21 protein-coding genes are annotated in these 21,611 nt (G+C 36.7%); 3 read left to right on the top strand and 18 right to left on the bottom strand.

Annotation, left to right across the window (positions count from 1 at the left end):
* Positions 1 to 3 precede the first annotated feature (3 nt).
* On the bottom strand, positions 4 to 2,967 hold the full coding sequence (locus H0S70_RS04440; protein ID WP_188321840.1) for a tetratricopeptide repeat protein: 2,964 nt from the start codon (positions 2,965 to 2,967) through the stop codon (positions 4 to 6).
* Between the two features lie 306 nt (positions 2,968 to 3,273).
* Positions 3,274 to 6,822, bottom strand: coding sequence for a gliding motility-associated C-terminal domain-containing protein (locus H0S70_RS04435; RefSeq protein WP_188321839.1), 3,549 nt, complete (start codon positions 6,820 to 6,822; stop codon positions 3,274 to 3,276).
* Between the two features lie 126 nt (positions 6,823 to 6,948).
* On the opposite strand from H0S70_RS04435, the gene H0S70_RS04430 reads away from it, so the two are divergent.
* Both H0S70_RS04430 and H0S70_RS04425 read left to right on the top strand, forming a co-directional pair.
* Positions 6,949 to 8,637 (top strand): APC family permease, encoded by a 1,689-nt coding sequence (locus tag H0S70_RS04430; RefSeq protein WP_188321838.1) that lies wholly within the window; start codon positions 6,949 to 6,951, stop codon positions 8,635 to 8,637.
* Positions 8,638 to 8,642: 5 nt separating this feature from the next.
* Entirely contained in the window at positions 8,643 to 8,954 is a 312-nt protein-coding gene (locus H0S70_RS04425) for a DUF962 domain-containing protein (protein WP_188321837.1), read from the top strand.
* 22 nt (positions 8,955 to 8,976) lie between these two features.
* Here H0S70_RS04425 and H0S70_RS04420 read toward each other — a convergent pair whose 3' ends face one another.
* From H0S70_RS04420 to dgt, 3 genes are all read right to left on the bottom strand, one after another.
* Complete coding sequence (locus H0S70_RS04420) at positions 8,977 to 9,114, bottom strand: hypothetical protein (protein ID WP_188321836.1); 138 nt, start codon at positions 9,112 to 9,114, stop codon at positions 8,977 to 8,979.
* Positions 9,115 to 9,352: 238 nt separating this feature from the next.
* Positions 9,353 to 10,285 carry an SPFH domain-containing protein gene (locus tag H0S70_RS04415; protein WP_031502646.1) on the bottom strand — a complete coding sequence of 311 codons (933 nt, stop codon included), beginning with the start codon at positions 10,283 to 10,285 and terminating at the stop codon, positions 9,353 to 9,355.
* Between the two features lie 86 nt (positions 10,286 to 10,371).
* Complete coding sequence (gene dgt / locus H0S70_RS04410) at positions 10,372 to 11,727, bottom strand: dGTP triphosphohydrolase (RefSeq protein ID WP_123247654.1); 1,356 nt, start codon at positions 11,725 to 11,727, stop codon at positions 10,372 to 10,374.
* Positions 11,728 to 12,234: 507 nt separating this feature from the next.
* Between dgt and H0S70_RS04405 the strand changes: the two genes are divergently transcribed.
* On the top strand, positions 12,235 to 13,116 hold the full coding sequence (locus H0S70_RS04405; RefSeq protein WP_188321835.1) for an IS982 family transposase: 882 nt from the start codon (positions 12,235 to 12,237) through the stop codon (positions 13,114 to 13,116).
* 188 nt (positions 13,117 to 13,304) lie between these two features.
* On the opposite strand, the gene H0S70_RS04400 is transcribed toward H0S70_RS04405, so the two are convergent.
* The 13 genes from H0S70_RS04400 to H0S70_RS04350 all read right to left on the bottom strand — a co-directional run bounded on the left by H0S70_RS04400 (position 13,305) and on the right by H0S70_RS04350 (position 21,596).
* A complete protein-coding gene (locus tag H0S70_RS04400; RefSeq protein ID WP_031502015.1) occupies positions 13,305 to 13,631 on the bottom strand; it encodes a type II toxin-antitoxin system PemK/MazF family toxin in 327 nt (108 codons plus the stop codon).
* On the bottom strand, positions 13,619 to 13,870 hold the full coding sequence (locus H0S70_RS04395; RefSeq protein WP_188321834.1) for an AbrB/MazE/SpoVT family DNA-binding domain-containing protein: 252 nt from the start codon (positions 13,868 to 13,870) through the stop codon (positions 13,619 to 13,621). The genes H0S70_RS04400 and H0S70_RS04395 overlap by 13 nt, the downstream gene beginning before the upstream one ends.
* A 117-nt stretch (positions 13,871 to 13,987) precedes the next feature.
* Complete coding sequence (gcvP, locus tag H0S70_RS04390; RefSeq protein WP_188321833.1) at positions 13,988 to 16,846, bottom strand: aminomethyl-transferring glycine dehydrogenase; 2,859 nt, start codon at positions 16,844 to 16,846, stop codon at positions 13,988 to 13,990.
* A gap of 310 nt (positions 16,847 to 17,156) precedes the next feature.
* Positions 17,157 to 17,807 carry a J domain-containing protein gene (locus tag H0S70_RS04385; protein ID WP_123247672.1) on the bottom strand — a complete coding sequence of 217 codons (651 nt, stop codon included), beginning with the start codon at positions 17,805 to 17,807 and terminating at the stop codon, positions 17,157 to 17,159.
* A gap of 156 nt (positions 17,808 to 17,963) precedes the next feature.
* Positions 17,964 to 18,230 (bottom strand): hypothetical protein, encoded by a 267-nt coding sequence (locus H0S70_RS04380; RefSeq protein ID WP_188321832.1) that lies wholly within the window; start codon positions 18,228 to 18,230, stop codon positions 17,964 to 17,966.
* Positions 18,231 to 18,358: 128 nt separating this feature from the next.
* A complete protein-coding gene (locus H0S70_RS04375) occupies positions 18,359 to 18,703 on the bottom strand; it encodes a hypothetical protein (RefSeq protein WP_188321831.1) in 345 nt (114 codons plus the stop codon).
* 42 nt (positions 18,704 to 18,745) lie between these two features.
* Positions 18,746 to 19,300 (bottom strand): RNA polymerase sigma factor, encoded by a 555-nt coding sequence (locus H0S70_RS04370; protein WP_188321830.1) that lies wholly within the window; start codon positions 19,298 to 19,300, stop codon positions 18,746 to 18,748.
* 141 nt (positions 19,301 to 19,441) lie between these two features.
* Positions 19,442 to 19,645, bottom strand: a complete 204-nt coding sequence (locus H0S70_RS14125) for a hypothetical protein (RefSeq protein ID WP_228453790.1) — start codon at positions 19,643 to 19,645, stop codon at positions 19,442 to 19,444.
* A 42-nt stretch (positions 19,646 to 19,687) separates the two neighbouring features.
* Positions 19,688 to 19,882 (bottom strand): SRPBCC family protein, encoded by a 195-nt coding sequence (locus tag H0S70_RS14120; RefSeq protein ID WP_228453789.1) that lies wholly within the window; start codon positions 19,880 to 19,882, stop codon positions 19,688 to 19,690.
* Positions 19,883 to 19,901: 19 nt separating this feature from the next.
* Positions 19,902 to 20,327: an SRPBCC domain-containing protein gene (locus H0S70_RS04360; RefSeq protein WP_188321829.1), complete on the bottom strand. Its 426-nt coding sequence runs from the start codon at positions 20,325 to 20,327 to the stop codon at positions 19,902 to 19,904.
* Between the two features lie 12 nt (positions 20,328 to 20,339).
* A complete protein-coding gene (locus H0S70_RS14115) occupies positions 20,340 to 20,867 on the bottom strand; it encodes a VOC family protein (protein WP_228453788.1) in 528 nt (175 codons plus the stop codon).
* Complete coding sequence (locus tag H0S70_RS14110; protein ID WP_228453787.1) at positions 20,868 to 21,203, bottom strand: VOC family protein; 336 nt, start codon at positions 21,201 to 21,203, stop codon at positions 20,868 to 20,870.
* A gap of 57 nt (positions 21,204 to 21,260) precedes the next feature.
* On the bottom strand, positions 21,261 to 21,596 hold the full coding sequence (locus H0S70_RS04350; RefSeq protein WP_123247647.1) for an iron chaperone: 336 nt from the start codon (positions 21,594 to 21,596) through the stop codon (positions 21,261 to 21,263).
* Positions 21,597 to 21,611: the final 15 nt, after the last annotated feature.

Below are 21,611 nucleotides of genomic sequence, written 5' to 3'. Positions count from 1 at the left end.
ATGTTATTTTTTAATCTGACTTTTCACTTCTTTTGCTTCGGCAACGATTTCCGGGAAATCCTGGTAGTTGGCTATAATTTGGTCCACCGTGTAACTCGCCTGATAATTATCTTTCAGCCCGATATAGTTTTTCGCCATCAAGACCAAAGCTTTGGCGCCCCAATATTCTTCGGATGCATAATTATTAGCAAGTTTGAAAATGGTTTCGTTGGATGATTTAAACGCTTTTGCCTTGTTCTGGTAAAATGCTTTCGCATACAAAGCTTCCGCGGCAACTTCGGTATTCGATGATTTTTCCAGGGCTGTGTAAGCCGCTTTAGCTTCACTGTCTTTCCTTCTGTTCATCAGGCTTCTTGCTTTAATTACTTTGGCCTGTTCGATAACAGACGCCGGATTTTTGGAATTGGCAAGCACCAAATCCGCAAAAGATTCTGCTTTGGTGAAGTTTTTCTCTGCCGCAAAAATTTTCATCAGTTCCAGATTCGCGAAGTTTTTCAGATTCACGTTGGTGGAATTCGAAAGTGGCTCCAGATATTTTTTGGCTTCGTTGGTATTATTCTGTTCCAGATAAATCTGGGCAAGTCGGGTCTGCGCATCTTCCTGATAATCGTTCTGCACATTGGCCACTTCCTGCAGAACCAAAAGTGCTTTGGCTGCGTTTGCGGTCTGGTAATAACTTTCGCCAAGTTCATACTGCGCCTGGTAAAGTCCGTCTCCCGCCGGGTTCTGGGTTAAATATTTTTCGTAAAGCGGAATTGCTTTTTTGTAATCTTTGGCTGCGTAATAGTTTTTGGCACTGTTCAAATTTATTTCATCGAGTTCAGACGCATCGATTTTTACGCCTAAACTTCTTGCAAAACTTTCGTAACCCGCAGTATCACCGTTTTTCACGTAAACCGGACGTGCAGCCTGAACAATTTTACTGGCATAAGCAGTGTTTTTATACTGATTTCCGAGTGACTTTAATTCAGAAAGCGCTTTGTCATTCTGGTTGAGATCGATATAATTCTGTGCGCGGTAAATCTGTGCGTTAGCAACCAAATCTTTATCAGAACTGCTTCGGATCACCTGTGAAAAATAATCGTTGGAGCTGTTGTAATCGTCGTTTGCAGCATACGCTGTAGCAATTTCATATTGTGCATCGTCAACATATTCGGAATTTTTGTACTGAGAAATCAATTTTTTAAGCGAAGAAATTTTAGCTTCGGTATCACCTTTGAAACCAAGTGCCATGGCTTTTTGGAACAAGGTATAATCGTCTGCATTTTCTGCTTTATCATAAATGGCAATCGCTTCATTGAGCTGATTGTCTGCGTAATAAGTATCTGCCAATCGAAGTTCCGCATCGTTTTTAAACTCAGGTTTTGGGTTTTTTAAATATTCTAAGAAATATTGCTTGGCTTTATCGAAATTTTTGGCTTTGAAATAAGCATAACCCAAATCGTAGGAAAGTTGTTGTTTTTCTGCGAAATCCTGGTTCAGCAATCTCTCATAACGTACAATCGCGGAAGGGTAATTTCCCTTCTGATAATAGGTTTGAGCCAGCCAATAGGTTGCGCGAGTGTTGTATTCTTTATTAATGTTAAATTCTAAACTTCTCAAAAAATAATGTTCTGCCTCGTCGAACTTTCCTTTGTTAAATTCTTCGGTTCCCAAAAGGAAAGAAACTTCTTGATCGATTTTGTTGAGCTCAGGTGTGGAATTCGGCATCTTATCGATGGCGCTCAAAGTTCCTTTGAAATCTCCTGAGTACAAATAAGATTTTACCAAAAGTGATTTCAGCTCCGGTATTTCGGAACTTTTCGGATATTTATTGATATAATTCTGAATCACGACCGGAGCAGATTCGAACGGGTTTCCGATGTCATAACTTAGTTTAGCGTACTGCAAATGCGCAAGCTGCTGAACTTTAGCATCATAATTCATTTGATAAGCGGATCGAAATGCCGAAAGCGCTTCCTGCTTTTTACCCACAGAAAGATAAGCATTCCCCAATTGATAATACGCATTCTGGGAAGTCGCAGAGTTGCTGTTTATCAACTGGTTGTAATAAGAAACTGCCTCGTCGTATTTTTTAAGCTGTGCCGAAACAAATCCCATTTCGTACAGATCACTTTCCGAAGGATTTGGCTTGCTTTCGAGATAACTTTTAAGATGTGGATAAGCCGATGAATAATCGCCTTTCATGAAATAACTTTCCCCGATAATTTTATGAACTTCAGCTTTGTATTCGGTAGAAATAGACTCGTCGAGGAGATAATTTCCTTCACTGATGGCTTTGTCGTAATCTTTTTCATTAAAATACATCTGCACATAGTAAGGTTTTACCAAGTGTGCATACTTTTCGTTATCTTTTATTTGATCAAAAAAGGTAAATGCTTTGTCATTCTGTTTGTCGGCGTAGTAAAGGTGCCCCAACATATAAGCGATGTCATTTTTGTCGCTTTCTTCTGCATTTTTATAGGCTTCCTCTAAAGCTTCAATCGCACCAGCCGAATCACCCGTCATGAATTTGGCATAACCAAGCTTCATAATGTACTGCGTATTCTCGTCTTTCGAAAGCTGGTATTGATTTACGTTATTTAATGTTTCCAGTGCTTTATCAAAATCTTTTTGTGCCAGATAATAATCTGCCAGCGGTAAATTTGCCTGGGCAAAATATGCAGAGTTAGGATATTCTTTAATAAAAGCTTCCAGCCCCTGTTCTGCGTGGTTTTTTCTTAAAATCACACCAATTACATTGTCGAAGAACTGCGAGGCTTCTTTCCGGGAATTTGAAAGTGCTCCGTTGTAGAAATACTGTCGCGCATATTCGAACTGAGCGGCGTTGTAGATTTTATTTTGATAAAGATTTTCAGCAAGACCATAACGGTAGTTTTCGCGGTCACTGAAATATTGAGATTGCTGCGCATCGGAAAGTCCGTAATAGAAAATCGCGGTGGCAATGATGATGTTTTTTGACTTCATTTATTCCTTATTTTCAGAAAGGTTTTGTGGAGTTCTTTTGTTTCAAGAATGAAATAAAGCTTTCCACATTAAGTCAACGAAATTAAAGAAAACTTATTGCCTACACAAGAAAAATTACATATTGTGGATATGTGGATAAGTGTTGTTTGTGATGTATGGAGTATGAAGTATTATGTAATAAGTACAAAGTATTCAAATCCGCGAGAATAATAAAAGTCTCTCGCAGATTTTACGGATTTAGCAGATTCTCTTATTGTTTTTGTAAAATCTTTTTTATTTCCTCTTTATCATTTTCTCTACAAAAAATCAATTCCTGTTCTTCAACAATACCCAACCTTGTCTTTGTTCTGATTTTTGGGTTAGAGCATCAAACCAAACCACATTGTACCAATAGGTTCCGGTTGGTAAGGCGCGGCCGTTGGATTTGCCATCCCATACAACATTGTTTTTGTTTTGAGATTCGAAAACTTTGTTCCCGTAACGATCAACAATCTGGATGGTGAAACTTTCCATTTTGTCGAGGTTTTCAATGGTCCAAGTGTCGTTGATTCCATCGCCGTTGGGTGAGAATGCATTGTGGATTTTAATGAAATAAATAGTTTTAGGTTCACCCAAACATTCCGTTGCCGATTCCACCTGAACGATATAGGAACTTGCTGTAGGGTTCATCAATATTGGAGAAGTTTGTCTTACCCCATTGAAATAATAAAGATACGGCGTCGCTCCTCCAGAAGCAATTACCTCAATGGAATTGTTGGTTTGGTTGATCAGTCCGATTTTTGGCTGATTTTCGTCTGAAACTATAAAATTATGCGTGTAAGTACATTCATTGGAATTGGTTAACTCTACGGAATAATTTCCAGGGTTCGTCATCGCAATTGTCTGTGAAGTTTCTCCGGTACTCCAGGTTCTGGCAGGATTTTCCGGTCCGGCATCAATTGTTACAGTTTCCCCGAAACAGATGTAATATTTGCTCTCCAAGGTAGAAGATTTTGTCGGGGTATTCACCTTCAGATTTATTTTGCCAAGAGACGGACAAAAACCGGGAACGGTGATTCGCACGTAAACAGTTTGTGCGAAAGCGGTTTCGTTGGTATAGTTTTCAGCAATTGGCTGGGTGAAATTAGCGTTTTTAAAATATTCAAAAACAGCGTTTGGATCGGTACTGAAAACCGTTTTTTTTGAATTGAGATCAAATGCAGTTTTTCCGTCGAAATCAGTATCACAAACTACAAAATTAGTTTCAGAAACAAGTAAAGGAGTATTTGCACCTTTAACAAAAGTCACAGTCTGAACATCCGAAAAACAACCTGTAGCCTTATCTTTTATTAAAAACTTAACTGTTTTAGGCAATACCGACACATCGAAGTTTGCAGGAAGCGCATTACCAAGCTCATCGGTAAATGTATATTGACTTGAATTAGTAATTACTGAATTTTGAAAACTAGTTAATAAATAATTTAATTCTTCACAAACTACTAGCTCAGATAGAATAGCCGCAGGTTTTTGATAATAACTCAAATTAAAAGCAGCCGTACCAGAGCAAGTTGGGTTGTATTTTAACTGGATTTTAGGTTTAAAACCAAAAACTGCAGGATCATAATTTTCATACTGTTCTTTGGTCAGTTTGGTCCCGTTTTCAGCTAAATAGTCGATGACATAATTTATTTTTGGATCAACGGACTCTAACAAATCGGCTATATTTTGAGTTAAATTGAAGTCCTCTCCCTCGCATTTTTGCAATCTAATCCCTGAAGGATTTTTGAATTTAGGAGTGTTATAAACATACAATGTAATGGTAGGGAAATTATCTGAAACACAACTTGTAAGATTATTTACCACTCTTATGTAAAGGGAGGTATCACCCATTCCACTTCTGAAAGCTGAAGCATTTGGAACAGAGTTGTCTCCGCTTTTCGCTCCCGCTAATGTGGTGTGATAGCTTATAGTAACGTTTCCTGTATTTACTTGATTGTCAAAAAGAGCATGTAAATCATACGTTTGTGTGGAGCTCGCACATTGCTGTAAATTGGGATCGTTGGGATCCGGTTGATTAGCAATAACCGGAGGTTGAATATCAAATTTCAGAGATATAACGCTTTCGCAGCTAAAATCAGGTGCGGTTAATTTGACATAAATTAAGTTATTCGCTTTAGGATTTACAGGATTATTACTAAAATTGACTCCATCTGTAGAGAACGATATGTTAAAAGCACTTCCTGGATAAAAGGTGTTTTTAAAATCTGTGGTTGTATAAGTGGTAACATTATCGCACAATTTACTTGAAGTTAAAACTTTATTATTTTCCGGAAATGAAAGATAAGAAATACTAAAATTGGAGGTGAGTGAACAAACTGGTGTAACCCCTGAATTAGTGGTGGCATGGAGTGTGAAATTTTTAATCTGTCCAGAATTTAAATTAATTGTAGTAATCGGCGTTGTAGAACCAGATTCAGTAAAATAGAAGGAATAACCAGAACCAGTTGGATAGCCTGTAACCGTTGCTAAATTAAATGTTTGCGAAGCTAAATTTGATTCATCACACTTATAAATGGTCTTATTGGCACTAATAAATGGTGGTAAACTCGAACTAATATTCACGGTTTCTTCTGTTGATTTCAATATACAAGTGCCTGCTGTATTTTTTACTTGAACATAATATTTTCCTGTTCCTACTTGAATGCTATTTCCTGTTCCCTCCAAATTCCCTGTTTCAGTATTATACCATTCATAAAGTAATGAAGGATCTGGATTATTAACCCTAAGTATCGCAGGATTTCCACAAGTAGAATAAATTGGAGCTTCAATCACCGGTGTATTCACCTTTGTAAAAGTTACCTGATCCGAAACCGCTGCACCATCCTGAGCTCCTGAAGAATCATAAAAAGTGACTTCAACTTTCAGAATATCATCTGCATTGGGAGAAAAATTATTTAATGTATCGCTGGTCTGCCCCACAATTTCTGCTCCATTTCTAGTCCATTTGAATTTTGGAGTGAGATTTTGGCTGGGAGTGAAAAGCCATGTTTGAATTGTATTACTCCATTGGCCATTGTTATAAGGTGAAGTTGTTTCTGAATCTACTGGCCATTTTGCTTGATCTCCTGTTTCGTTTTGTAAACCAATAATTGCATGACCTGTGCTATTGGTTTTTGTAACTTTAATGTAGATTTTATGATCTTCTAAAATAAGAATTTGACTGGTAATGGTAGAACTATAACCCCCAGAAACTGTTCTTTCTAAAACTTGATTAAAATTAATGAGCAAGCCTTGCTTTCCTTCGTAGGTTATAGGTCCGTAAGTTAATTTGTTGTAATAATTGGCATCATAATATCCAATATCCGTATAGCCAAAAAAAATCTGGGCAAAATTGACTATTCTTGAAGGATCGGCGGAATCAATCTGGTTATAAGCAACATTGGGAAGTTTAATATTGGTAGAACTACTATCATTTCCGCTATGTATTTTATCTACATATTGAGAGGTATGCAAATTATCAAAATCGGTTCCAGATCCAAAAAGCAGTCTCCCATTTGAGCCAACTACCAATTTCGAATATTGCTTACCATAGAAATCGAATGTAAAAGGTATGGAGATTGGGTTGCTAAAATGATTATTCCCTACTTTATTTGAAAAAGGAACATTAATACTTGCAGCAGGCAAATTAAAACCCGTAACTGGCGAAATGCCCGTCGAAGTAGCTATTGCATCAACCTTCAGATCAAAACTTTCCCCGGCACAGAAATACTGCTGTGCAGGATATGCTGCATTATCCGCAGGATTAATAATATTTACAGATTGGGTAAAACCTGAGACAAATGATAAAATAAACAGTAAAAAATAGATCTTCCGCATCAAATAAATGTTTAGTCAAAATTACGACATTATTATGAACCAAAATTTGGCCAATTTTATTATGTAGAACCAAAAAAAATATGATTTTTAGAATTTTCTTTTACATTTGTGTAAATTATTATTTTTATGAATCAGCTTTTCAGAAGAAAACAATACAGTGATCAGGAAGCTCCTTCGGGCTTGCTGCGTGTTTTAGGGGTGTGGGATATTGTATTTTTTGGAATCGCTGCCATAATTGGAGCCGGTAGTTTCAGCAGTTTGGGCGAAGCAGTTTTCCGTGGAGGACCGGGAGTCATTATTCTCTATATCATTTGTGGTTTTGCTTGTGGTTTCACCGCACTTTGCTATGCGGAATTTGCCAGTAGAATTCCGACTGCTGGTTCTGCTTATACCTATGCTTACGCAAGTTTTGGAGAACTCATTGCTTGGGTTATTGGCTGGGCACTTATTATGGAATATTCATTCGGGAATATTTATGTAGCCTTTTCTTGGAGTGATTATTTCACCAGTTTTATGGAAAGAATTGGCGTACACATCCCTGATTATCTTACTTGCAGCTACACTGAAGCCAAGAAAGCTTTCCTGGGAGGTTCGGAAAACAAAGAACTGATCAACGCTTGGAAAACCGCACCTATCATTGGAAATTTAAAATTTATTGTAGATGTTCCGGCTTTGGTTATCAATGGTTTAATCACTTGGCTTTGCTATGTTGGAGTGAAGGAATCGAAGAATTTCAACAATATTTTTGTTCTTTTAAAACTATTTATCATCCTTTTGGTTATCGCAGTAGGAATTGCGTATATCAATACCGATAACTGGTTTCCGGTAAGCACAGAAACGGGTGTTGCGTCATTTATGCCGAATGGTTTTGCAGGAGTGATGAGTGCCGTTTCGGGCGTGTTCTTTGCTTATATAGGGTTTGATGCACTCAGTGTTTTGTCAGAAGAAACCAAGAATCCTCAGAAGAATCTACCACGAGGGATGATTATTTCATTGGTTTTATGCACGGTTATCTATATTGTTCTAACGTTGGTACTCACCGGAATGGTCGATTACCGAAAATTCGACGGCGTAGGCGATCCACTTGCTTTCATCTTCGAGAAATCGAATGCCAATGTTGCTTGGATGGAATTTGTGGTTTCGTTGGCGGCAATTATTGCCATTACTACAGTTCTTTTGGTATTTCAAATGGGACAACCGAGAATTTGGTATGCCATGAGTAGAGACGGATTAATGCCTAAAAAGTTCATGGAAATCCACCCAAAATATAAAACTCCCAGTTTTGCGACCATAATCACCGGAATTGTAGTGGGGGTTCCTATCCTATTTACGGACAAATCTTTCATCCTCGATTTCACAAGTATCGGAACCATTTTCGCGTTCGTGTTGGTATGTGGTGGAGTATTGATGTTGCCGGCAAAAGAGAAGCTAAAAGGCCGTTTCCACCTTCCATATATCAATGGAAAAATTATTTTCCCTGTTATTTTTATTGGTGGATTGGTATTTTTCTACTTTTGGCAACCTGCATTTTTCAATCATATAACCGATTGGAATGACCCTGAAAAAGGCGAATTCCGTATTTCAATAGTCATCTTTATCATCATTAATTTGGTATTATGTGTATTGGCTTTCCTTAAAAACCTTTCCCTAATTCCGCTGATTGGTTTAAGTTCTTGTTTGTATTTATTAACAGGAATGAGCCACAACAATTGGTTTTGGTTTCTGCTTTGGTTTGCCATCGGGATGATTATTTATTTCTCTTATGGCTACAACAATAGCAAACTCAACAATGAGTTAAATGGCGATTTAAACTAAAAGAAATGGCTGAAAGGATAAAAACATTTAAGGAATTTTACGCTCTTTATTTAAACGAACACCGCAAATTGGGAACAAGGATTTTTCATTTTGTCGGAACGCTACTTGTATTTGCTGTTTTGATTTATGTTATCCAATCCGGGAAAGAGCGTTTTCTGTGGTATATGCCAATTTTCGGATACGGATTTGCGTGGTTTAGCCATGCGGTTATCGAGAAAAATAAACCTACGACGTTCAAATATCCTCTATGGAGCTTGATTTCAGACTTCAAACTTTTTTTCGAACTATTAATTGGCAAAGAAAAATTTAAAATCTAAATTTCATAAAAAAAACTCTCGATCATTGCGACCGAGAGTTATTTTTTAAACTATTGAAAATAAGTTCGAGATTTTTCGCTTCTATTTCACCTTCATCAAGCTTAGCATCACCTTTACCTTTATCTAAATCGAGAACAACATTTGGATGATTAATTTGCATAAATGTTTTGGAATTACAATTGGCAAACGGGAGGAACCTTCACCTCTACAGAAAAACTCACCAATTCATTAATTAAAACTGCAGCGTCGAAATTTCCGTACAAAACGAAAGATTTAAAATAAAAAAAACTCCCGATCTGTCCAACAAATCGGGAGTTTTTATATTCATGAACGACGAAAATAATTCACCATTTAAAAGTCTAAAGTCTAAAATCTAACTTCTAACATCTAACATCTAATTAATGCGTATGTGAAGCCGGTGGTGGCGGATAATTTCCTTTGTTCACTTCATCCATTTTTTGGGTAGCGGCCATTGAAACGACTAAATCGTTGAGCATTGAACTCGCTGCACTTGGCGAATTAGGAAGTAAAACCAAGTTGCTTCTGTTGTTTGCTCCTATCGAATGCAGCGTGTCGTAATGTTGCGTAACCACGATCAAAGCAGATGCTTCTTGAGCATTGATTCCTGCATCGTTGAGCATTTTCACAGATTCTTCCAAACCTTTGGCGATTTCTCTTCTTTGATCAGCAATACCCTGTCCTTGTAGTTTTTTAGATTCCGCTTCGGCTTTTGCGACCGCAATAATTCTAATTTTCTGTGCTTCAGATTCGTATTCTGCCGCGGTTTTTTCACGTTCAGCTGCATTAATTCTGTTCATCGCATGTTTTACCTGTTCATCGGGATCGATATCGGTAACCAAAGCTTTGATGATGTCGTAACCGTAACTTTGCATGGCTTCCTGAAGTTCACCTTTCACGGCAATTGCGACATCGTCTTTTTTCACGAATACATCATCCAATTTTAACTTCGGAACTTCTGCTCTCACCACATCGAAAACATAAGAGGTAATTTGGTTTTCTGGATTTTCTAAACGATAATATGCATCTCCAACCTGATTTCTAATCACCTGATACTGCACAGAAACTTTCATTCTGATAAATACATTATCGAGTGTTTTGGTGTCGATAATCACATCCAATTGCTGAATTCTGAGGTTTAAGCGTTTCGCAACTTGGTCAATAAAAGGGATTTTCAAGTGCAAACCGGATTGTCTCACGGTAAGAAATTTCCCGAATCGTTCCACAATCGCAGCGGTTTCCTGCTTTACCGTAAAAAACGAAGCAAATAAGACGATAAGTCCTAGAAAAATAAGTACACCTAAGTAGGTCATAGTAAATGAATTTTAATGGTTAATAATCCTACAGCACGTACGTTGCTGATGTTATAAAGATAGTAAAAACTTTTGTGCTATCCAAACTACATTGTCATACCGATTTCTATTCCTTTTATTTTTCGGTAAAGATCGGTCGCGAAATTATCCGTCATCCCGGAAACGAAATCGATCACTCCTAAAACCTTCTGATAGTCGGAACCTTCCTCATATAGAAACTGTTTTGGCAAAAGTTTCAGCGCCATTTTATCATAAGATTTTCTCTCAGATTTAGCCTTTAAAATTGGCGGAATAAAATGATTCAAAAGTTCGTACATCACATTGTAACCAGCGTTTTCTATTTCGATAACGGCTTTATGTCCGTAGATTTTTTCAATAGAAAAACTCTCGATTTCCTGTAGCGATTTGTTTTCAGTTTTATAAATATCCAACAGCGCTTTATCTAGATTTCCATCTAAAATGGAAGCGAAATTGGTTTCATACAATTCAATCGATTTATTAATCAACGCATTGATGACTTTCGCTCTCAAATAAGAAATTCTTTCGTTAGCATTGGTCAAAATCGCCAATTTATCTTCTACCCTTTTGGTATTTTGATTTTCAGATTTGATGAGGTCTAGAAACAGATTCTCGCAATCCGAAGTCGATACAATTCCCAATCGGTGCGCATCTTCCATGTCGATAATATTGTAGCAAATATCGTCGGCCGCTTCCACCAACCATACAAAAGGATGTCTTTTGAAAATTGTAGGTTCCTCGTTTTCTTGCATGAGATTTACCGCATTGGCGATATTCAGGAAAGTCTCTTTTTCATTCTGGAAAAAACCAAATTTCTTGCGGTGAATCACTCCTTTTTTCTTGGCAACCGCTTCGCATGGGTATTTCGCAATACTCGCCAAAGTGGTCATCGTCAACTGTGTTCCGCCTTCATCTTTTCCGTTTTGCTGATGGGTTAAAACACGAATTGCATTGGCATTTCCTTCGAAATTTACCAAATCTGCCCATTCTTTTTCAGAGAATTTTTGCTTTAAATCGGATTCGTTTTTCTCGAAATAACTTGCAATTGCATCTTCGCCGGAATGTCCGAATGCAGGATTTCCGACATCATGACAAAGGCAGGCAGCCGCAATCACATTATGTAAATTATTGTGGTAAAAGTTCTTCGCATCTTCCGAAAGGTCAGGTTGATAATTCTTCACGATAAATTCTCCCACCGCACTTCCTAAACTTCGGCCAACAGAGGAAACTTCGAGGGAATGCGTCAATCGGTTATGCACAAATACACTTCCCGGAAGCGGAAAAACCTGAGTTTTATTTTGTAATCTTCGAAAAGCCGCCGAGAAAATAATGCGGTCGAAATCCCTTTGGAAATCAGTTCTTGAAGCGGAAGTTGCGGGATGATTTCCAGTGCGTTGGTTGGTGAAAATTGTATTAAGATTCATAAACTACAATTTGTCTTAAGATATAAGTTATTTTTGTAAAAAATATTTAGATGATAAACTTGAATAACGAAAGTTACAAAATTATAAGTGAGAAATTTTTTTTGCTCATAAATACATTTTTACCCGGAATTGTTGTATTAGAAATAATTTTTAAAAAAGGTCTATTCTCAAATCAACCACAAACAATATTCGAATTTATACTTTTTCTTTTTTGGGCTATATTATTAAGTATACCATTTTATTTCTTAATTGGTTTAAATACAAGAGAATACATTCTTGGAGCGCTCAAAGAAAATAATTTGAGCACAAAAAACATTGATAATGAAAAACTTGAAGTTTTAGATTTTAATTTTCAATTTATATACATTTTAAATTCTACTCTCCTATTTTACATAATTGACCGGATATTTCATAAATATTTCTACTTTAACTCGTAGTGCATTATAAAAAAGGTTATTCATAACACGAAAATTTCGTATATTGTATTGACTACCAATCAAATACTATATGAATAACCTAGATGCAATTTACGACTTTATTTTGAATGAATTAAGGAAACTAGCTTTGGACGAGAACTTTTATTTCAAACCCATCAAACCAAAGCTGTCTGATTTAGAACTCATCGCGATTAATATCTCTGCGGAATATCTGTCAATTGATTCTGAATATCAATTGTTCAGACATATATCAAACTCAAAACTAAACGGCATGATTGAGAGAAGCGTGTACAACCGTAGAAAAAGAAAACTTTTCCCGCACATGGAAGACATTAGAAAGCTGATGGTCGCCAGGTTCGATGAAACGGAAAATATCTTTATAGTGGATTCAATGCCCTTAGAAATTTGTAAAAACGCAAGGGCGAACCGCTCCAAAATATGCAAGGAGAGTGAGTTTTCATTCCCCAGCAAGGGTTATTGCGCCTCCCAGTCCAATTACTATTACGGCTACAAGCTGCACGCGGTGTGTTCCGCCTCGGGGGTGTTCCAAAGCTTTGACATCTCCACGGCGAGCGTCCACGACATTCATTTTCTGCAGGACATAAAGCATCAGATGAAGAATTGCACATTGATCGGAGACAGAGGATATTTGTCGACGACGATACAGACCGATCTGTTCAACTATGCCAATATAACGCTCGATACCCCAATGAGGGCCAATCAGAAAAATTACCAGAAACAGAAATATGCCTTTAGGAAATCCAGAAAGAAAATTGAGACGTTGTTCTCGCAACTTTGCGACCAGTTTAGGATCCGAAACAATTACGCAAAATCCTTCAGTGGATTTAAAACGAGGATTTTAAGCAAGATAACCGCACTGACCTTTATCCAATTTGTGAATGTTTTTGTCTTCGGCAGAAAAATGAACAAGATTAAAGTTTCAATAATTTAATAATGCACTACGGGTTACTTTATTGAAATTTTTGGTATTAGTCCTAAATTTATTGAACTGTTTTCCGTTTTCACTCTTACTGCAATGATCAGCATTATTTTATCGATTCCACTAACTTTTTTATTTATTAAAATAATTAATAAAAAGTTTCTAAAAATAATCAATCTAATAAAAAAGGACTGAAAATTCTATTTTCTAAACATTTCATTTAAAATCCCGAAAACTTCTTCCTGTTCTTGCTCCTTTAAAACAGATAATTTATTCTTAATTCTGATTTTATCAATCGTCCGAATTTGGTCTAAAGCGATTTGACCTTTTTTACTTTTCACCACACAATTTACTCGAGAAGGATAATCCTTTAAAGTAGAAGTTAATGGCGCAACAATTACCGTATTCAGTGCTTCGTTCATTTCATCAGGAGAAATAACTACTGCAGGACGAGTCTTATTGATTTCGCTTCCTTTGGTTGGGTCGAATTCAATAAAATAAATTTCAAAACGTTTTACCATGTCCATTCTTCGGTATCAAAATCGTTTGGAAACTCGATTAAATCTCCTTTTTCTTGCATAGAACCGGCTTTTAAAAGCTTTTCTTTCCAATCTTTTCTTGGCTCGTCAAATTTTTGAATTAGGATTTTTCCATCTTTCACCGTCAACTCTAACTCATCTTTTGGTTCGATATTTAATTCTTCCAACATTCGTTTGCTAATAATGATTCCTGAAGAATTTCCGATTTTTCTGATTCTTGTCGTCATCTCAAAATTTTTATCAAAGTTATAACAAAATTATAACATGAAAAAGAAAATCCCGAAATATTTTCGGGATTTCTATATATTGGACACGCCTTTTTGGCCTGCTTCTACAAACAATACTTACATATACTCCTCAATTGGTGCACAGGTGCAAATTAAATTTCGATCTCCAAATGCTTCATCAACACGCGAAACGGTGGCGAAGAATTTGTGATCTCTCACCCATTCCAAAGGATAGGCAGCTTTTTCACGGCTGTAAGGTTTGTCCCAAGAATCGGAAATCACCACTTGCTCGGTGTGAGGCGCGTTTTTCAATACGTTATTCGCAGGATCAGCATTTCCTTCTGCAATTTCGTCGATTTCTTTTTTAATGGAAATCAGTGCTTCCGCGAAACGATCCAATTCTCTTTTGCTTTCAGATTCTGTAGGTTCAATCATCAATGTTCCTGCAACAGGGAAACTCACTGTTGGTGCATGGAAACCGTAATCCATCAATCGTTTTGCAACATCGGCTACTTCAATTCCTAGCGGTTTGAATTGACGGAAATCTACGATACATTCGTGGGCAACTCTTCCTTTTTCATTAGCGTAAAGAATAGGGAAATGCTCTGCCAAGACTTCTTTCAAGTAATTAGCATTTAAAATAGCGTGTTCTGTAGATTTTTTCAAACCTGCAGTTCCCAGCATTTTGATGTAAGCGTAAGAAATATTCAATACCAAAGAAGAACCGTAAGGTGCAGCTGAAATGGCATCGATGGATTCTTTTGTACCGATTTTAATGTTCGGATTGGAAGGAAGGAACTTCACCAAATGTTCGGCAACGCAGATTGGTCCCACTCCAGGTCCACCTCCACCATGCGGAATTGCGAAGGTTTTGTGAAGATTAAGGTGACAAACATCCGCTCCGATATTTCCCGGAGAAGTGAAACCAACTTGAGCGTTCATATTCGCACCGTCCATATAAACTTGGCCGCCGTGATCGTGAATCAACTGGGTAATTTCTTTAATATTATCATCGAAGAATCCGTAAGTTGAAGGATAAGTAATCATCGCAGCAGAAAGATTTGCGCTGTGTTCTTCGGCTTTAGTTTTCAAATCTTCGAAATCGATTTGTCCGCTTTCTAGATTTTTTACTACTACCACTTTCATTCCGGCCATTACTGCAGAAGCAGGATTGGTTCCGTGTGCAGATTGAGGAATTAGAACGATATTTCTATGACTTTCTCCACGAGATTTGTGGTATTCGCGGATCACCATTAATCCTGCATATTCTCCTTGCGCACCAGAATTCGGCTGAAGTGAAGTTCCCGCAAAACCGGTGATTTCTGCTAAATCTTTTTCTAACTGATGAATTAAAGTTTGATATCCTCCTGCTTGTTCTACGGGAACAAAAGGGTGGATATTTCCCCATTCTGCCCAAGAAAGTGGCAGCATTTGCGTTGCAGCATTCAGTTTCATGGTACAAGAACCAAGTGAAATCATGGAATGAGTTAATGAAAGATCTTTGCGTTCCAATCTTTTGATATAACGCATCAATTCGGTTTCGGTGTGGTATTTATTGAAAACTTCTTCTTCTAAAATCGCGTCGGTTCTCAACGAAGGAGCAGGAATTTGTATTTCTTCTTTAATTTCAAGTTTAAATCCTTGAGTTTTCTTGAATTGCGCTAAAGCATCAAAAAGGTATTGAAGTTTTTCAGCAGTTGTAGTTTCATTGATTGCAATGCTTACTACGTTTTCTGAAAAATAATTAAGATTAATTTTGCGATCCAACATTAAATATTTCAATGCTTTTTTGTCTTCTTCACCCAAACGGAATTTCACCGTATCGAAGATCGGTTCTTCAACGATGTCATATCCTAAAGTTTTCAAACCGCTAAGAAGAGTATTGGCTTTAAAATGAATTTGATCAGCAATGAAATTCAACCCTTTCGGACCGTGATATACAGCGTATGTACTTGCCATCACCGCCAAAAGAACTTGTGCAGTACAAATATTGGAAGTCGCTTTTTCTCTTTTAATATGTTGCTCTCTGGTTTGCAACGCCATTCTCAAAGCGCGTTTTCCGTAAGCATCTTGGGAAACCCCGATAATTCTTCCCGGGATATCTCTTTTATAATCATCTTTACAAGCAAAAAAAGCAGCGTGAGGACCACCATAACCCATCGGAATTCCAAATCTTTGGGTGGTACCAACAGCGCAATCCGCGCCCATATCAGCCGGAGATTTCAATTTTACTAAGGCCATCGGATCACATGCTACAACTACTTGAAGGTTAAGTGTTTTGTAAGTTTTAATGTTTTCTGTGTATTCTAAAACCACTCCATTTTTCCCTGGATATTGAAGCAAAACTCCAAAATAGGTTTCATCTAAAGACTGGGTTTGATGATCGCCTTCTATGATTTCGATTCCTAAACCTTCTGCTTTTGTTTTCATTACAGCAACAGTTTGCGGTAAAACCAGATTTGAAACGAAAAACTTGTTTGCATTAAACTTTTTCTGGTCTTTGGTTCTGCTTTCAAAAAACATGTGCATCGCTTCTGCAGCAGCAGTAGCTTCGTCCAACAAAGAAGCATTTGCCAATTTGAAGCCCGTTAAATCACAAACCACCGTTTGGAAATTCAGAAGTGCTTCCAATCTTCCCTGAGCGATTTCCGCTTGATAAGGCGTGTAAGCCGTATACCACGAAGGATTTTCTAAAATATTTCGCTGAATTGCGCTTGGCAAAATGGTATCGTGGTAACCGAAACCGATATAATTGTCAAACAATAAATTCTTAGAGGCAAGATCCTTGGAATGCGCCAACATTTCATATTCCGAAAGTGCCTCGGCAATGTCTAAATCTTTTTCTAAACGAATTGAATTGGGGATGGTTTGGGCAATTAGTTCATCAATACCCGAAACGCCAACTTTCTGTAACATTGCCTGTTTATCGGCTTCGTTTAAGGAAATGTGGCGATTTACAAACTGTGTTGTGTTCATATAATTTTACTAGATTTATTTAGAAATAAAGGTTCGTAAAAGTACAATTTTTTGCATAAAGGCACAACGGCTGTGAATACAATTCGAGTTTCGAAAATAATCATTTATTATTTTGATTAATTCTAAATTAGAATTATATTTGCAGCATGAATTCAACCATCATCCCTTTTAAAGTCGCTCCTCTTACTCCTTTCTACGAAAAAAACGAAGAAATGTACTGTGATAAAAAGAAATGTTGTAAAAAATTCAAGAAGGGAAAACGTTGTAAAAAATGTCCTGGAAGACTAAAAATGGCGTAAAAAAACTTCTTTTATTCCGAAAAATTTTTCACCAAAAGCAAAATTGCGATTACCAAAAAAAGAATTGCCAGAAAAATTCGCAAAAACTTTGGTTGACCGTTTGGATTTATACGGGTAGGTCTTTGTGGTTTAAACAGCTCTTCCACTTCATTTCGGAATTTTTCCTTATCATTTTCAAAAACCTCGATGATGGTAATGGACCGAACCACCGTTTTATTTAGCAAAGAATTGGTTGCGTGAAGCAAAAGCTGAAATTTACCGTCTTTAAATTCTGTAATTTTAAAAGCCCTTTCACCATAACTTTTTTCGAGCCCAAAAGGCAAAATTTTCACAATATCTGCATGATTGGTTTGCCAAGTAATGATAATTTCCTCGCCTTTTACCGCATGAATTTTATTGGCTGAAAAAGTTTTGATAGATGGTGGTAAATTTGGTCGATTGGTTCGCTGTTGGTGCCCTAAATTATCATCATAAATCCTCCTTTTTTCTTTATCCATCAATATTTCATACGCTTCCTGAGCTTCGCGAAATCGAGCTGCAAAAAAATCATCGTTTTCGTTTTTATCCGGATGATATTTCAGCGATAATTTCCTGTAAGCTTTTTTTATTTCTTCCTCAGAAGCGTTCTCCGGAAGGCTGAGAAAATAATAGTAGTTTTTCATTCTGGAAGATTCGGGTTCGAACTTTTTAGAGGAACAAAAGTAAGTTTTTTTTTGTATTTCGCCCTGAAAAGCCACTTTTTTTCTCAAGGAAACCATAAAAAAAACGGAAAGAAATATTTCCTTCCGTTTCACAAAACAATTGAGTTTAGCGTGCTTTTATGGTTCAGATTTTTGGGTTCTGCAAGCGCTTTTGCAACATTTCGATGCAAATTTTTCTTTCATTTTACTTTTTAATTCAGCATATTTTTCGTCATCCATTTCACGGATTTTGTCGGCAAATCCGAAAGGTGTTTTTTCTTGAATGTCATACTCTTCAAAAATTGCCTTCAAAAATTTTCTTTTCTGAGAAATTTTCTTAACTGCAATTGCTAAACCTACTATTGCGACAGCTCCTAAAGCGCCTTTTAAATTTGAATTTTTCATTTTTTACTTTTTAAAATTTATATAAAGTCTTTTTATAGAAGACGGAATTTCTTGCTTTTTACTTTAAAAGTTTTATTATTTTAATGAAAAACTATTCAAAAAAAAACGGACAAAAGCCCGTTTCAATTTTACTGTTTGTTTTTCCAAAAGAAATTTCCTTCGCAGCGTTTTCGCCAGATTTCTTTAAGTTTTTCTTTTTCGTCATCAGTCATTCCTTTGAGTTTTTCTTCATTATTTTTTTGGAAGGATTCTTTTCCAAAACATTTTTTTCCACCTTTTCCGCCAAATCCACCGAAGAGAATTTTGCAGAGTACTAAAATTCCCATTGCTTGCCAAAAACCAATGCTTTTTACCCCGATGATTTCGGGCAAAAGCGCGTTCCAAAGCCACATTACAATCCCGGAAACTGCAAAAAACATGGCAATTCCAGCCAATACAAAAAATGCAATTTTACCTTTTACTTTATTACTCATCACTATTTTCTTTTACCTTTTTTAAAGGAGTATTTTTAATTATTAATTGTCAAGATCACGGTACAATGGTGACATTCTTGTCCTTAAATATTTCATCGCATAGTTTTTTCTACTGATGATGGTTTTGATGTTTTCTCCTTGTTCATCGGCAATTTCTTGTAGTTTTTTTCCTTCAATTGCATTTTCCACAAACACCAAACGTTGCTTTTCGGGCAGTTCTTCCAAAGCGGAAAAAAGTTCTCGCCAAACTTCTTCCCGAAATGCCAATAATTCGGGATTTTCTGAATCATCGAGTAACAAAATGTCTTTAATGGAGAAGCTTCCATCTTCATCTTCGTACACGAAATCTTCAAGGTTTTCGGTTTTTTTCTTGCGGTAACTATCGGTAATTTTGTTTCGGGTTACTTGATAAAGCCACGCACCGACATTCATGATTTCTGAAACATTCGTCAAATTGCTGAACTGGAACCAAACTTCCTGCAAAATATCTTCAGCATCTTCCGTATTATTCACTTTCGGACGGATAAAAGACAACAGTTTTCCACCGTAATTTTTCACGGTTTGTGCAATCATGCTGTCTTTTTCGGATTGTGACATGGGTATAATTTCCAGCTCCATATTTCAGTAGACGACCGAAATTGCAGTTTACTTTAAATGTGTGATATTTTGATTAAATGTAATTTAAATAAAAAAAAACGGAATTGATTTCCGTTTTATTAAATCTTGTTTTCCAGATGTTTATTTTTCTGCTAATTCTTTCAACAATTGCAAACCTTGGTCAAACCCGGATTTCATATGATCCGAATAGTCTTTCGAAGTATGAAGAATTACCCGAAGTTCCGTTGAATCTTCAGAAATAGCTCTCAGAAAATAAGATTCTTCGCTTCCGCTCCATTCTGCAACTTCTTTGCTTTTAGTATCTTCCACGCCATCTTTTATCATTCCTAGATGACTGAAAACCACTTCTTTCGGCTCATTTAAACTTTAAATAGTAGCAACCATTCCTTCTCCGGAAGCTCCCAGAAAATAGGTTTTCCCGTTTACTTTCCAATCGCTTTTGTAATGCGAACCTTCGCCGAAAAATTGAGTCCATTGGGTATAAGAATCTTGGTTCCAAAGCAAATCCCAAACTTTTTGAATAGGCGCATCGATAATGATTTCAAAATTTAATGTTTCCATAATAATTTGATTTTTTAGGTTATTCCGATTCTGAAAGATTTTTAATCAACTCTAAATTTTGTGGATATTTGATGTTAAAAAACTCAACAAATTCATCCAAAGAGTTCACTTCCGCTTTCAGTAAAGTGCCGTTATCATTGGGTTCGAGGATGTAAGTTACGGTGGAATCTTCCCAACCTTGCGGACTGAGTTCTCCGTCCATAATCCAACCGATGTGTTTCATTCTAAGCAACTGATTTTCTTTGTTGATTTCGACCAAATTGTACATTCCGTTGTTCTTTTGATCGAGGAATTTCATGATGCTTCCTTCTTCCCAATTTCCTTCAAAATACGTTCCCGGATTCATTGCTGATGACCATTTTCCGTAAGAATCTTGGGTGAAAAGTACGTTCCAAACTTTTTCCGGATTTGCCGAAATTTGCGTAGTGAATTCGAGTAGTTTCATTTAAAATTTTTATTAATTGTGATAAGCATTTTCCAAATCTTTGATGATGATTTTCTGCATTGTCGACATCGCTTGCATTACTTTTTGACCTTTGATCGGATCGGAATCGTTGATCAATTCGATGAGTTTTTTAGGAACGATTTGCCAATTCACGCCAAATTGATCTTTCAGCCAGCCGCACATACTTGCTCTTCCTCCATCTTCGATCAAAGAATCCCAAAGATGATCGGTTTCCTCTTGATTTTCAGTCATCACCACGATTGAAATTGCTTCATTGAAATCAAATTGATGATCGTAAGAATTATCCATACAAAAAAAGGAATAACCATCAATTTCGAAATGTGCATGTTGAATATTTTCTGGGTTTTCATGCGTTTCATTGCCTATTCCGTCGCCGTATTTTAAGACATTTCCAATAGACGAATTAGGAAAAACTCGAGTGTAAAGTTCCATGGCTTCCTTCGCTTTTCCGTTGTTTTCATGAATAAACATTAAAGTAGGAATAATTTTTTGTTCACCTTGTTTTTCGCCTAAATACATTTACCAAGTAACGCCGTATCGATCGCGAACCCAGCCGTATTTTTTGCTCCAAGGATATTCGCCGAGTTCCATTAAAACAATTCCACCTTCGGAAAGCTGTTTCCAATATTGATCAACTTCTGCTTCAGTTTCGCAAAGAACCATGAAAGAAACCGATGCGTTTTTTTCAAACTGCGGACCGGCATTCAGAATCATCATTTTTTGTCCGAATAATTCGAAATTTATAACCACAGGAGTGTCCACAGTAACCTTTCCACCGAAGATTTCGGTATAAAAATGAGCCGCTTCGTTGCCGGTTTTGTCGAACCAAAGACAAGGGAAAATATTATTGTTCATTATTTTTTTATAATTAAAATTTTAAAGGGTAAAAAATAGTGCAAATAGCAGAGAATTTTATTGATTTTCTTTTCGGAATTCAACAATCCTACGAATCAAATCAATAGGAATTTCCTTATTTAATGGGAACTGAACGGAACCTTTTCCTTGTTTGTAAACCGATAATTCTTTTGCAAATTTCTCATGCCCATTTGGTGTTGCATAAAAACCGATGTGATTTTTGTAGGCAGCAAAATAAACTAAAGGCTTACTATTTAGAAAAAAACCAGGCATTCCGTAGCTGATTTTTTCCATTGCATCGGGAGCTATGGAGAAAATTATTTTTCTAATTTCCAGCAATTTTTCCTGAACTTCTTCCGGAAAAGATTTGATGTAAATTTCAACTTCATTCATTGGTGAAAGTTTAAA

This window comes from Chryseobacterium manosquense (assembly GCF_014623485.1).
GTDB lineage: Bacteria > Bacteroidota > Bacteroidia > Flavobacteriales > Weeksellaceae > Kaistella > Kaistella haifensis.
Note: the sequence above shows the minus strand (reverse complement) of the source record. Positions and strands in the feature narration are given on the sequence as shown.